Consider the following 13,035-nt stretch of genomic DNA (forward strand, 5'->3'; position numbering starts at 1 on the left):
GCCGGTCGGTCACCGCTGATCGCGTTAGTCGTGCTGCCGCGACCCTCGTGACGTGCGTCCACCCGGTTGCGGTAGCACGCCGATGCCGGGCAGCACCTCGAACACGAGCTGGGTTTCGGTGTGCCGGACACTGGGGTGCACGGTGAGGTGTTCCAGGACGAGGTCGCGCAGTTCCCCCGGAGACTCGACGGCCACGTGCAGCAGGTAGTCGTCCTCCCCGGCGACGTGGAACGCGGTCAGCACTCCGGGGATCTTGGCCAGCCGCGCATGGAACCGGAGGACGTCGTCTCGTTTGTGGCTGCCAAGGCGTACCTTGATGACCGCCTGGATCGGCAGCCCCAACGCGGTCAGGTTGAACCGGGCGTAGAACCCGCTGATGACGCCGGACTCGCGTAGCGCCCGTACGCGGTGCATGCACGTCGATTCGGCGACCCCCACGCGCGCGGCGAGTGCGGCGTTGGTTATCCGCCCGTCAGCGGCGAGCTCTGCCAGGATGGCCAGGTCGGTGCCATCCAGGCCAGCGGTGGATGTCCGTGGATTCTTCGACGTCATGGTCGCAGTACCGGCCTGCTAGCAGGAATCTTCATGTCTTACGGATTCTTGGTTAACTTTCTGCGGAACTTGGCCGCTGAAGCCGCGTCTTCTTGCAGTCTAACGATATGGCTGGCGACCCCTCCTTCACGTTCGACACGATGGCCGTGCACGCCGGGCGGGATGACCTCACCGCCCTGGGGGTGCACGCGTTACCGATCGACTTGTCCTCGACGAACCCGTTGCCGGACATCGAGTCCGGCGGTGCGTCGTACGAGTCGATGGCCACCGGCAGTCACCCGCAACCAGGCGGGGGCGCGGTGTACGCACGGTTGTGGAATCCGACCGTGGCGCGGTTCGAGTCCGGGCTGGCCCGGCTCGAACACGCCGACGAGGCGGTGGCGTTCTCTTCTGGTATGGCGGCGCTGACCGCTACTATCCTCGCGGCGAAGGCGGACCGCGGTGGCAACCACGTCGTCGCGGTCCGCCCTCTCTACGGCGGTACCGATCACTTGCTTGGCTCCGGTCTGCTCGGCGTCGACGTCACCTACTGCGATCCGGACGAGGTGGCTGCGGCGATCCGCAGGCACACGTGTCTGGTGATGCTGGAGACGCCTGCGAACCCGACGCTGGAGCTGGCCGATATCGCTGCGGTCGTCGACGCGGCGGGCGAGGTTCCGGTGCTGGTGGACAACACCTTCGCCACTCCGGTGTTGCAGAATCCGCTGCTGCTGGGTGCGACCGTGGTGCTGCACAGCGCCACCAAGTACCTCGGCGGTCACGGCGACGTCGTCGGCGGTGTCGTCGCGACGGACACGCACTGGGCGGCGGCGCTGCGCCGGGTGCGGGCGGTCACCGGTGGGTTGCTGCACCCGCTGGCCGCCTACCTGCTGCATCGCGGGTTGACCACCCTGCCCACCCGGGTCAGGGCGCAGCAGGACACCGCGCAGAAGCTGGCGTGCCGACTCGAGCGGCAACCCGGCGTCCGAGACGTGTACTACCCGGGTGTCGGCGAGCACGACCCGGCAGGCCTGGTCGGGCGGCAGATGCGTGGTTCCGGCGCGATGATCGCCCTGCGGCTGGCAGGTGGCTACCAACATGCGATGCGGGTCACCGACCGCGTGCGGCTGTTCACCCATGCCGTGTCGCTCGGCGGGGTCGACTCCCTCATCCAGCACCCCGCCGCCCTGACCCACCGTCCCGTCCCGCCCGAGGCCCGCCCGGACGGCGACATCGTGCGACTGTCCATCGGGTTGGAGGACGTCGACGACCTCCACGCCGACCTCATCCAAGCCCTGGACGGTGGGGAGTACGGAGAGAACAGCGGCGCGTGGTGGTGAACAGGATCCGGGAAGGTAACTCGGTCAATCGCCCCCACCCACCCCGCCTCCGCCGCCACCACCGGTGTCGCCGCCGCTGAGGAGGCCGCCGCCGCACGGTGGCGAGTTCCTCGGTACTGCGGCAGGGCTGCTCGACATGCGTCTCATCCGCCGGCGGCATTGTCGAGCTGGCGGAGGCGGGACACAGCGGTGTCGGTGGCCCAGGCGCCGTTGGCGTCGATCCGGGCTGCTCCGTCCGGGCCGCGACAGCGAGGATCACCAACGCTCGTATGTCCATTGGGGATCGGCTTGCTGACAGGCAAAGGAGCAACTCGTCGAGTCGGGGAATAACGTCTAGGCCGTCTCGGTGTGCTCGGTCAGCGCGTCCACGACGAGGTCCCAGGTATGCGGCGGAGGCAACTGGTGGCCGACATCGTCGAGCTCGATCAGCCGCGCGCCGGGGATAGCGTCGACGAGCGCCTTCCCGTGGGCGGGCGGGAACATCGGATCGGCCGTGCCGTGCAACACCAGCGTCGGAATCCCGTCGAGATGACTCAGTCTTGGCCGGGCATCGGCGGACGTCGGGTCCTCGAGAACGAAGTGGTTGATCATGCTGGCTGCCATGTTGTCGCTGCGATCGAATACCCGGCCCGCGAGGGCTCGCAGGCGGGCCTCGTCGAAGTTTCCCGGCCCCGCGTAGGGGCGTTCACCCTCGACGATGTAGTCGATGATGGCGTCGCGGTCATTCCAATCGGGCTGGATTCCCTCCTCGGCGAACGTTGCTCGTATCTCCGGGGTCGGCCCTGGTAGGCCTTCGATGCCAGGGTCGATGGGGCTGGTGGAGATCAGCGTCAGCGTTGCTATGCGTTCGCGGTAGTCAAGCGCCAGGAGTTGCGCGGTACCGCCACCCATGGACAGTCCGACGACGTGGGCGCGGCCGATGTGCAGCGCGTCCAGCACCGCGACCGCGTCGGTGACCAAGTCGTACGCGCCGTACCCAGGGGATCCCGCCGGGTAGGTCGTCGAACGCCCAGTGTCGCGCTGGTCGTAGCGGATCACCAGCCGGCCGCGGTCTGCGAGCCTGCGGCACAGTTCGTCATCCCACCAATCCATGGACCACGTCGCCCCAGCGATGAGCAGCAGCGCCGGATCCTCGCGGTCACCGATTGTCTCGACGCACAGCTGAGCGTTGTCCGCGACTCGGACCTTGGTCGTCGCACCGGTCATGACAGAGCCTCCTATCAAGCTGTCGTTAGAAGATTCGACCACGACCAGGCCCAGAATTCGTCGATGCTGTCGCGCCCGACTTCCGGCGGTGTACGCAATGGTTCCCCCGGCGAGGCACCTGCGCCTATGTCCTAGTCATCTGGGCTGCGTCCTGCCCCTTGATGTCACGAACCAACCGATCGCAGCCCACACCGCCGACACAGGCTGCGACGATGTCGCGATGATTCGCGTCGGCGTCTTTCGGCAGTGAACTCAGCCACGTCAGTGTCTCATCGTATTCGGTCATGGTGAACACCCGCACCGGGCACGGCATCCGTACACCGATGCGACGCGTCGACTCTCGTAGCCAATCCCGGTCGCTGCCGACGGCGCAGCCGTCCAACAGCGGCAGATACCGGAGCCCGAGCCCTGACCTGCGCGGACCATCCGTGTGGCGTCACCATGTCCATGTCGGCGCTGGAACACGTGGGCATCAGTGGTCGTCGAACAGTCCCGATGCAGGCCGCTGACCTGTGTATCGGTGCCCCCGGCAGGACTCGAACCTGCGACCTAGAGATTAGAAGGCTCTTGCTCTATCCAGCTGAGCTACGAGGGCATGCGGCACGGTCTTGGCCGTACCCAACGGTATTTTAACGTTCGGTATCTGTGTGATCGTCTTACGCCGGGGTCGGTGTTAACAACGGCCGTGTCGCTCCGGCCTTGTGGCCTGGCGGGGTGGGCGGTTCGATGCGCAGCGCGTGGAAGGGAGCTCGGAGATGAGTCGGTGGGCTGACCTGCCGGGTGCGGCGCGCGGGCAGCGCTACGCTGCCCGGTTCGACGAGCTGGCCGCCTCCGGCGTCGACGTGCACGGCGAGGCACGGTTCTGCGCGGCGCTGCTCCCCGAGGGCGGGCGGGTGCTCGACGCCGGCTGCGGTACGGGACGGGTCGCGATCTGGCTGGCCGGTCAGGGCTATGACTGCGTCGGCGTGGACGTCGATGAGGAGATGCTGGCCGAGGCCGAGCGGGCGGCCCCGGGAATCCCGTGGGTGCGTGCCGATCTGGCCACCATCGACCTTGCTGCCCACGGCCACGACGAGCCGTTCGACCTGGTGGTGGCAGCGGGCAACGTGATCCCGTTGCTCGCGCAGGGCACCGAACGTATTGCGGTGCATCGGCTGTCCGAGCTGCTGCGCCCCGGAGGCTTGCTCGTGGCCGGGTTCGGGCTGGACGCCGTCCACCTGCCGCTACCAGAGGCGACCGTGAGCCTGAGCGACTACGACACCTGGTGCGCCGAAGTGGGCCTTCGGCTGCGGGAGCGTTACGCCACCTGGGACGGCGACCCGTACGAGGACGGTGGCTACGCCGTCAGCGTGCACCAGGCCGAGGGTGCGTGACCCGTTGCGCGCCGGTGACCCCGGTGCGCGAGCGGCATCCGCTCGGGGCCTGGTCGCGACCGTTGGCACGCCAAGGGCGACCGGATGCGAATCCCGCGCTGCACCGGGTGGGTGGCACGCCCGCGTGGCACTGGCGCGTCGAGCGGCCCGCGCAGTAGCGTTCTGCGGCACGAAGCCGCAGCAGTCGGCCTACCGAGCCGGACACCGCAGGAGGCCAGCATGTTCGTGCCGTTCAGCACCAGGGACTTCCTCGACCGGGCCGAGACCGTGTACGGCGAGCGCACCGGGCTCGTCGACGAGCCGGACCAGCCAGCCGAGCCGCTCGGCACGCTGACCTACCGCCGCCTCGGCGAGTACGCCCGCGCCCAGGCGGCTGGGCTCGACGCGCTCGGCATTGGCCTCGGCGAGCGGGTGGCCGTAGTCTCTCACAACAGCGCCCGGCTGCTGACCTCGTTCTTCGGTGTCTGCAACTACGGCAGGATCCTGGTGCCGATCAACTTCCGGCTCACCACCGAGGAGATCCGCTACATCGTGGAACACAGCGACGCCAGCGCTCTGCTGGTGGACCCCGAGCTGGCGGATGCGCTCGGCGATGTCCCAGCGCCCCGCCGGTTCGTGCTGGGCAGCGACAGTGACGCGCAGCTGTACCGGTTCGACACCGAACCAGCCGCGTGGCAGCCGGACGAGAACGCCATCGCGACGATCAACTACACCAGCGGCACCACCGCCCGCCCCAAGGGCGTGCAGCTGACCCACCGCAGCATCTGGGTAAACGCCACCACGTTCGCGCTGCACGCCGGGGTCAGCGACCGCGACGTCTACCTGCACACGCTGCCGATGTTCCACTGCAACGGCTGGGGCATGCCGTATGCCATGGCGGCCATGGGGGTTCCCCAGATCGTGCTTCGCAAGATCGACGGCACCGAGATCCTGCGCCGTATCGAGCGTCACGGCGTCACCGTGCTGTGCGCCGCACCCGCCGTGGTCAACGCGGTCCTGGATGCCGCGAAGAACTGGGACGGCGAGATCCCCGGCAGGGACCGGGTGCGGGTGATCGTGGCCGGGGCACCACCACCCACCAAGACGATCGCGAGGGTGGAATCGGAACTCGGCTGGGAGTTCGTCCAGATCTACGGACTCACCGAGACCTCACCGCTGCTGACGATCAACCGTTCCCGCGCCGAGTGGGACGGGCTGTCCACCGAGGAGCGCGCGGCAAAGCTCGGCAGGGCGGGCGCGCCCGCCCTGGGCGTGACCCTGAGCACCTCCGATTCCGGCGAGGTGCTGGCCCGCTCCAACGTCGTGCTCGACGGGTACTGGCGCCAGCCGGAAGCCACCGCGGAGGTACTCGACGAGGACTGGTTCCACACCGGCGACGGTGGCACCCTCGATGACGAGGGATACCTCACCATCAGCGACCGCAAGAAAGACGTGATCATCTCCGGTGGCGAGAACGTCTCGTCGATCGAGGTGGAAGACACCTTGTTCAGCCACCCCGCGGTCGCGGAGGTCGCGGTGATCGGTGTGCCCGACGAGAAGTGGGGCGAGACGATCAAGGCGCTCGTGGTGCTCGAACCCGGCGCCGAGACCACCGAGACCGAGCTGATCCGGCACTGCAAGGAACGCATAGCCGGGTACAAGGCCCCCACCTCGGTGGAGTTCCGGGCCGAGCTCGCCCGCACAGCCACCGGCAAGCTCCAGAAGTTCAAGCTGCGCGAGCCCTACTGGCAGGGCAGGCAACGCCGGGTCGGCTGACCGCCGCGCGGCAAAGCTCGGCGGGTCGCGGAGGTGCCAGCCGTGGCGTGACGCGGCACAATCGCCTCCCACCCGCCGTGGGAGGCGACACCGAACGCGTCTACGCTGCGGGACGTGCCCTCCGAGCAGCAGCGACAGATCGAGCACACCGTCACGGCAGCGCGCAGGCCGTCGAGCGCGCTGCCGCTGATCGCGCTGGCCACGGTGCTGGCCACCCTGGCTGCCATCGGTCTTGCCGCACTCGCGGGCGTGGCCGGTTACGCCGTCGCCGGGATCGAGGGGCCAGGCGCGGTGACCGGCTACGGCGTCATCGTCACGCGGCTGCTGGCCACGATCGCCGCGGTCGTGTGTATCGGTTCGCTGCTGCTGGCGACGTTCCTCGTGCCGCCGCAGCGGAACTGGACCGTCTCCGCCGACGGCTACGCGGCGCTGCGTACCGCCGGTGTCGCGGCGTGGCTGTGGTTCACCACCGCGATCGCGGCCACCCTGTTCTCGGCCGCCGACGGCGGTGGCCGCCCGGTGCAGGAGGTGCTGGACGTCACCGTCCTCGTCGGTCTGGTCGACGCCGTCGAGCAGCCGAAGGCGTGGCTGGTGACCGCCGCTATCGCGCTGGTCGTCGCGGCTGGCTGCCGGATGGTGCTGTCGTGGCAGTGGACCGCGCTGCTGTTCGGCTTCTCCGTCGCTGGCCTGCTGCCGGTGGCGTTCACCGGGCATTCGGCTACCGGCGGTGCCCATGATCTGGCGACCGACAGCCTGGTGCTGCACATCGTCCCCGCCGCCCTCTGGGTGGGTGGGCTGGTCGCGCTGGTCGCGCTCGGGTGGCGTCGCAGCCCGCACATCGGACTGGCGGCGCGGCGCTTCTCCCGCGTGGCGCTGGCCTGCTGGATCGCGATGGCGATATCGGGCACGATCAACGCGCTCGTCCGCATCGGCCCGGCCGACCTGCTGGACACCGAGTACGGGCTGCTGCTGCTCGCCAAGATCATCGCGTTGGTCATGCTGGGGGTGCTCGGCCAGCAGCAGCGCAGCCGCGGCGTCCGCGCGGTATCCGAGCGAGGCGACCAGCGTTCGCTGCTGCAGCTCGGCGCCATCGAAGTGCTCATCATGTTCGCCACGCTCGGCGTGTCGACCACGCTGTCGCGCACGCCGTACCCGGCGCAGGGCACCGCCGAACCGGGTACTGCCGAGGTACTCATCGGCTACGAGCTGGACGGACCGCCGACCGCGGCTCGGCTGCTGTTCGACTGGCGCCCCGACCTGATCTACGGCACCCTCGCCATCGCGCTGGCCGTGCTTTACCTGCTCGGTGTTCGCAAGCTGCGGCAGCGGGGTGACGCCTGGCCGGTGGGACGGACGGTGGCGTGGCTCGCGGGCTGCGCGTCGATCCTCATCGCCACCTCCTCGGGCATCGGGCGCTACGCACCCGCCATGTTCAGCGTGCACATGGGTCTGCACATGCTGCTGTCGATGGTGGCCCCGGTGCTGCTGGTACTCGGCGGCGCCGTGACCCTCGCGCTGCGGGCGATGCGCCCCGCCGGTCGCTCGCGGCCACCGGGCCCGCGCGAGTGGCTGCACGCGCTTGTGGAGTCCCGGCTGTCGCGGGTGCTCACCCAGCCGATCGTGGCTCTGTCGCTGTTCGTCGGTTCGTTCTTCCTGCTCTACTTCTCGGGCCTGTTCGACGTCGCGCTCAACCACCACTGGGCGCACGTGGCGATGAACGCACACTTCCTGTTGGTCGGCTACGTGTTCTTCTGGCCACTGATCGGTGTGGACCCGGCGCCCAAGCGGCTACCCCCGATCGGCAGGGTCGGCCTGATGTTCGTGTCGGTGCCGTTCCACGCGTTTTTCGGCGTGATCCTAATGAACTCCGCCACCGTCATCGGTCGCGAGTTCTACACCAACCTCGGTCTGCCCTGGGTGGACGATCTGCTGGCCGACCAGCAGCTCGGCGGCGGTATGGCTTGGGCTCTCGGGGAGATCCCCGTGCTGCTTGTGCTGATCGCGCTGATGGTGCAGTGGATGCGTACCGACATGCGCGAGGCCAAGCGTGCTGACCGCCGTGCCGAGGCCAACGACGACGCGGAGCTCGCCGCCTACAACGCGATGCTGCATCAGCTGGCCGAGCGCGAACGTCACCAGTAGTGGTCCGCTCCATCAGCCCGTGTGCCGGTGCCGACACGGGCTGCATTGTTCACACGGGGGTGAGCCGTCCACAGATCCTGTCGTGACTCCCCGCAGCCGCGCCCGCACCAGCATGCTGAACCCATCGAAGCGGACGTGACGCGACAGCAAGCTGTGAGGTGAGGAGCATGGCAGTCGGTGAGACGATCCTGAGTGTCAACGGCACGATCAGTTCCGAACTGTCCCACCGGGTGGCCGAGGGCGGCGCCGACTCGGTCGGCTTCCGGTTGATCAGTAACGAGCGGCGGTTCGACAAGGAATCCGGGCAGTGGGTGGACGGCAGGCGCTGTGTCCTGTGGGTTGTCTGTTGGCGCAAGCTCGCCGTCACGGTGGCGGCCTGCCTGCGCAAGGGCGACCCCGTGATCGTCACCGGCAGGCTCGCCACCCGCGAGCACGACGTGGGCGAGGTGTCCCAGCACACCCTCGAACTGGAAGCCTTCGCGATCGGCCCCAACCTCGCCCGCTGTCCCGCCCAGCCGCGCCGCCGCCGAGATTCTGCTCCGGCGACCCACCCTCCTGTCACCCACGTCGCATGAGTGAGTCCGCGGCCGCCTGATCAACGTGTTGTGGGGCCTGCGGCCGGGAACCGCCGAGCGGTGGCGACACAGCGGGCACCGTGGTGTGGTCGCGGCAGCGCAGCGCGGGAGCGGCCGCGCGAGCGCTGTCACGGACGGTTACCACATCGGGTGACGGGGCGCGTCAACGCACACCGCCGTGAGGCGACTGAGGCGACGGCTCTACGATCGCGGGCATGGCCGAGTTCATCTACACCATGAAAAAGGTGCGTAAGACCGTCGGCGAGAAGGTCATTCTCGACGACGTCAGCACCGCGTTCTTTCCCGGCGCCAAGATCGGCGTCGTCGGCCCGAACGGCGCGGGCAAGTCCACGGTCCTGAAGATCATGGCAGGGCTAGAGCAGCCGAGCAACGGGGAGGCGTTCCTGCAGCCCGGCGCGTCGGTTGGCATCCTGCTGCAGGAGCCACCGCTGAACGAGGCCAAGACCGTGCGGCAGAACGTCGAGGAAGGGCTCGGCGAGATCAAGGTCAAGCTCGACCGCTTCAACGAGATCGCCGAGCAGCTGGCGACCGACTACAGCGACGAGCTCATGGCCGAGATGGGCAAGCTCCAGGAGGAGCTCGACCACGCCGACGCGTGGGAGCTCGACTCGCAGCTCGAGCAGGCGATGGACGCGCTGCGGTGTCCGGAAGGGGACGAGCCGGTCACCCACCTCTCCGGCGGTGAGCGGCGCCGTGTGGCGTTGTGCAAGCTGCTGCTGTCGAAGCCGGATCTGCTGCTGCTCGACGAGCCGACCAACCATCTCGATGCCGAGAGCGTGCTCTGGCTGGAGCAGTTCCTGGCGAGCTACCCGGGAGCCGTCCTTGCCGTCACCCACGACCGGTACTTCCTGGACAACGTCGCGGGCTGGATCATGGAGCTGGACCGTGGCCAGGTGATCGGCTACGAAGGCAACTACTCCACCTACCTGGAAAAGAAGCGCGAACGGCTGGACGTCCAGGGCAAGAAGGACGCCAAGCTGGCACGCAGGCTCAAGAACGAGCTCGAATGGGTCCGTTCCAACGCCAAGGCGCGGCAGAGCAAGTCCCGCGCTCGCCTCGATCGCTACGAAGAGATGGCGGCCGAGTACGAGAAGACTCGCAAGCTCGACTTCGAGGAGATCCAGATCCCGCCGGGTCCGCGGCTCGGCAACGTCGTCGTCGACGTCGACAACCTCAGTAAGGGCTACGACGACCAGCTGCTCATCGATCGCCTGTCGTTCAAGTTGCCGCGCAACGGCATCGTCGGCGTGATCGGGCCGAACGGCGTCGGCAAGACCACGCTGTTCCGGACGATCGTCGGGCTCGAGGAGCCCGACTCGGGAACCGTCACCGTCGGCGACACCGTCAGGCTCTCGTACGTCGACCAGAACCGCTCGGGCATCGATCCCGACAAGTCGGTCTGGGAGGTGGTTTCCGACAAGAAGGACTATATCTACGTTGGTGGGGTCGAGATGCCGTCCCGCGCCTACGTGAGCGCTTTCGGATTCAAGGGCCCCGATCAGCAGAAGCCCGCCGGTGTGTTGTCCGGTGGTGAGCGCAACCGCCTCAACCTGGCGATGACGCTCAAGCAGGGCGGCAATCTGATCCTCCTCGACGAGCCAACCAACGACCTCGACGTGGAAACGCTCGGGTCGCTGGAGAACGCCCTGGAACAGTTCCCCGGCTGCGCGGTGGTCATCTCGCACGACCGGTGGTTCCTTGACAGGATCGCCACCCACATCCTTGCCTGGGAAGGCACCGAGGAGAATCCCGCGAAGTGGTTCTGGTTCGAGGGGAACTTCGAAGGGTACGAGCGGAACAAGATCGAACGGCTCGGGGCCGACGCGGCCCGGCCGCACCGGGTAACGCATCGGAAGCTGACCAGGGACTAGAACCGGGCGACGACCGAGCGGAGGGCGCGTGGCAGCCAGCAAGCATAGGGCCGGCAGTCGACCTGCCGATCCCAGTTCGAGAAGGTACCGGGGGAGGGACTCGGCAGACGCCGATGCCGGATCGGTCCAGGCGCTGCTCGATCACGGCATGCAGCTGCGCCTGCGCGCACCCGAGCTCGCGTTGGTCTGCGGGGAGCGGGCCGCTTCGCTGGCCGAGGCCGCAGATGTGGAGCATCACTGGATCCGTGCCGAAGCACTGGCCGTTTTCGCCAGGGTGCGGCTCGGGCATCGTGCCGGTGTCGTCGACCGAGCGATGGCCGCGCTTCGCGCGGCTGAAGCAGGCGGGCACACCGATGTGATCGCCCTGCTGCGTACCGATCTGGCGCTGTGCGCGCGCAGCATCGGTGTGCCACTGACCGGTTTCGCCGCGCTGCGCCCGGTGCTCGCTTCCCGCGACATCGGGGCGGCCGACCGGGCGGTCGCGCTGTTGCAACTGGTCGGCTGCCTCGGAGCGCTGGGACGCAGGGGCGCGCTGGACCGCGCGCTCAATGAGGCCGCGCGGCTCGCCGACGCCGATGGCACGCTGGACGCCGACGGCAGGTTGCTGCTGCGCGCCGGGGTGGCTGGCCGTACCGCGGCCCACCTGCGTAGGCACGGCGACATCTCTGCCTCGCTTGACTATGCCCGGCGTGGGCTGGATGCGCTCGACCAACTGCAGGACAGCTCGGCCGACGGGGGGCAACTGCGGGTGCGGCTGGTGCTGGAACTCACCTGCGCGCTGCTGGACACCGGCGCCAGGGACGAGGCGACCGCGCTGGCCGAACCGCTGCTCAAGCAGCCTGCGCGCGCGGCGGCCGCCTCACCCATGGCGTGGCTCCGCCTCGCGCTGGCGACACGCGTCTACCTGCCCTCCGGCGCGGCAGAGGCGGCGGGGGCGATGGTGCGGGAGGCGCTGTACTTCGCGCGCAGGCACGACCTGCACGCCCTTGCGGGGCGGTTGCTGCACGAGCTCGCCCACATCGAGGAACAGCTCGGCAGGGCGAGCGAGGCTATCCGGTGCCTGCAGGAGGCCCGCATCGCCGAGCACACCTACGTCCGCGCGCGTAAGCAGGCATCGTCGTTGCTGACCGGGGAGTTCGGCAAAGGGGAGCACACCTGGGTGGACATCGAGAGCTTGCTTGGCGCGGCCGCACCGCAACAGCCCCAACACCCCCAACAGGCACCGCAGGTCCAGCAGCCACAGCCACCCCAGGAGCCACAGCAGGCACCGTCCGCACGTCCCGTAGGCGGGCGTGATGGGAACACGGTGCCGACCGTGCCGATACGGCGGGGCACCGGAGAGCACCCCGGCGGCCATCCACCCGGCCACGCCGCAGCGCAGGCGCAGGGGCCTCCCGCCGCGGCCGGTGCGGGCGCGCCGGGGGCCGGCCAGCATCACCCACCGGCAGCGGCCGCATCGGCGCATGCGGCACCCGACCACGGTGCGGCGGCGGGCACCGGCGCACAGGACAGTGGTGCGCGGCAGGCGGCCGACACCGGCCCTTCGGCCAGGGACGTGCTCGCCCGGCTGGGCGTCACGGTCGGCAGCGGCGGTAGGCGGCGCGCTGACGACCAGGCCGGTCCATCCGACCGTGCCGAGGCAGGCGATCAGGACAGCCCCGCAGGATCCCACGAACACCGGCAGGCGTCGGCGGGCTCGCACCAACACGACACACGCTCTGGCACGCGCGGCGAGCAGCCCCCGCCGTTTCCCCGGCTGCGCTTACCGGAAGGGCTGGAGCCACGTGGCAGGGATTCGGGGCCGCGTTTCGCCGGGCCCGCCGAGCCGTCCGACCGGTACGGCGGCGAACCGAACCCGTACGCGGGTGGCTCGGCGCGCGCGGGCAACGCAGCCGGGTTCGGTGAGCCGCCTGCCTCGCATCGGGAACCCGCGCAACCCAACTTCGACGAGATGGATAGCTTGCTCGAGGTTTTCAGCAACTGGAGTACCGGTTCCGAAGGGGCCTCCGGGGATGGCGCGGCGCGCGAGGGCCGTCACCGGCAGGATCGCGCGGTGCCATACCGCAGTGCCGACGAGCAGGGCGTCGAACATCCCCCCGGGACCAACGGCCGCGTCATCGGGCCGAGGTTTCCCGGCGGCAGGCACCGAGGCGAGGCGTGACCGGCGGCTCCGCGGCCGCAGCCGGTCACCCGTGCTCGGCGAGCGGCGTAACGGCTAACC

General features: G+C 69.1%; 10 protein-coding genes and 1 tRNA gene. 7 read left to right on the top strand and 4 right to left on the bottom strand.

The genetic code is table 11. The features are described from left to right. Positions 1 to 24: 24 nt before the first annotated feature. Positions 25 to 552 (bottom strand): Lrp/AsnC family transcriptional regulator, encoded by a 528-nt coding sequence (locus F8178_RS05745; RefSeq protein WP_317493611.1) that lies wholly within the window; start codon positions 550 to 552, stop codon positions 25 to 27. 107 nt (positions 553 to 659) lie between these two features. On the opposite strand from F8178_RS05745, the gene F8178_RS05750 reads away from it, so the two are divergent. Continuing rightward, entirely contained in the window at positions 660 to 1,871 is a 1,212-nt protein-coding gene (locus F8178_RS05750) for a PLP-dependent aspartate aminotransferase family protein (protein WP_317493612.1), read from the top strand. A 333-nt stretch (positions 1,872 to 2,204) separates the two neighbouring features. Here the strand turns inward: F8178_RS05750 and F8178_RS05755 are convergent, their stop codons facing one another. The 3 genes from F8178_RS05755 to F8178_RS05765 form a co-directional block, all read right to left on the bottom strand. After that, positions 2,205 to 3,077, bottom strand: a complete 873-nt coding sequence (locus F8178_RS05755) for an alpha/beta hydrolase (RefSeq protein ID WP_317493613.1) — start codon at positions 3,075 to 3,077, stop codon at positions 2,205 to 2,207. A 124-nt stretch (positions 3,078 to 3,201) separates the two neighbouring features. Further along, positions 3,202 to 3,363 carry a hypothetical protein gene (locus F8178_RS05760; protein ID WP_317493614.1) on the bottom strand — a complete coding sequence of 54 codons (162 nt, stop codon included), beginning with the start codon at positions 3,361 to 3,363 and terminating at the stop codon, positions 3,202 to 3,204. 235 nt (positions 3,364 to 3,598) lie between these two features. Then, positions 3,599 to 3,672, bottom strand: a tRNA-Arg gene (locus F8178_RS05765). Between the two features lie 160 nt (positions 3,673 to 3,832). Between F8178_RS05765 and F8178_RS05770 the strand changes: the two genes are divergently transcribed. The 6 genes from F8178_RS05770 (at position 3,833) to F8178_RS05795 (ending at position 12,975) form a co-directional block, all read left to right on the top strand. After that, positions 3,833 to 4,450: a class I SAM-dependent methyltransferase gene (locus tag F8178_RS05770; protein WP_317493615.1), complete on the top strand. Its 618-nt coding sequence runs from the start codon at positions 3,833 to 3,835 to the stop codon at positions 4,448 to 4,450. A 219-nt stretch (positions 4,451 to 4,669) separates the two neighbouring features. After that, positions 4,670 to 6,205, top strand: coding sequence for an AMP-binding protein (locus F8178_RS05775; RefSeq protein WP_317493616.1), 1,536 nt, complete (start codon positions 4,670 to 4,672; stop codon positions 6,203 to 6,205). Between the two features lie 114 nt (positions 6,206 to 6,319). Beyond that, a complete protein-coding gene (locus F8178_RS05780) occupies positions 6,320 to 8,347 on the top strand; it encodes a cytochrome c oxidase assembly protein (RefSeq protein WP_396344997.1) in 2,028 nt (675 codons plus the stop codon). 167 nt (positions 8,348 to 8,514) lie between these two features. Continuing rightward, positions 8,515 to 8,922, top strand: coding sequence for a single-stranded DNA-binding protein (locus F8178_RS05785; protein ID WP_317493617.1), 408 nt, complete (start codon positions 8,515 to 8,517; stop codon positions 8,920 to 8,922). 215 nt (positions 8,923 to 9,137) lie between these two features. After that, positions 9,138 to 10,814 carry an energy-dependent translational throttle protein EttA gene (ettA, locus tag F8178_RS05790; protein ID WP_317493618.1) on the top strand — a complete coding sequence of 559 codons (1,677 nt, stop codon included), beginning with the start codon at positions 9,138 to 9,140 and terminating at the stop codon, positions 10,812 to 10,814. A 28-nt stretch (positions 10,815 to 10,842) separates the two neighbouring features. Further along, positions 10,843 to 12,975: a hypothetical protein gene (locus F8178_RS05795; RefSeq protein WP_317493619.1), complete on the top strand. Its 2,133-nt coding sequence runs from the start codon at positions 10,843 to 10,845 to the stop codon at positions 12,973 to 12,975. Positions 12,976 to 13,035: the final 60 nt, after the last annotated feature.

The organism is Haloechinothrix sp. LS1_15 (assembly GCF_033042135.1).
In the GTDB taxonomy this organism is placed as follows: domain Bacteria; phylum Actinomycetota; class Actinomycetes; order Mycobacteriales; family Pseudonocardiaceae; genus Haloechinothrix.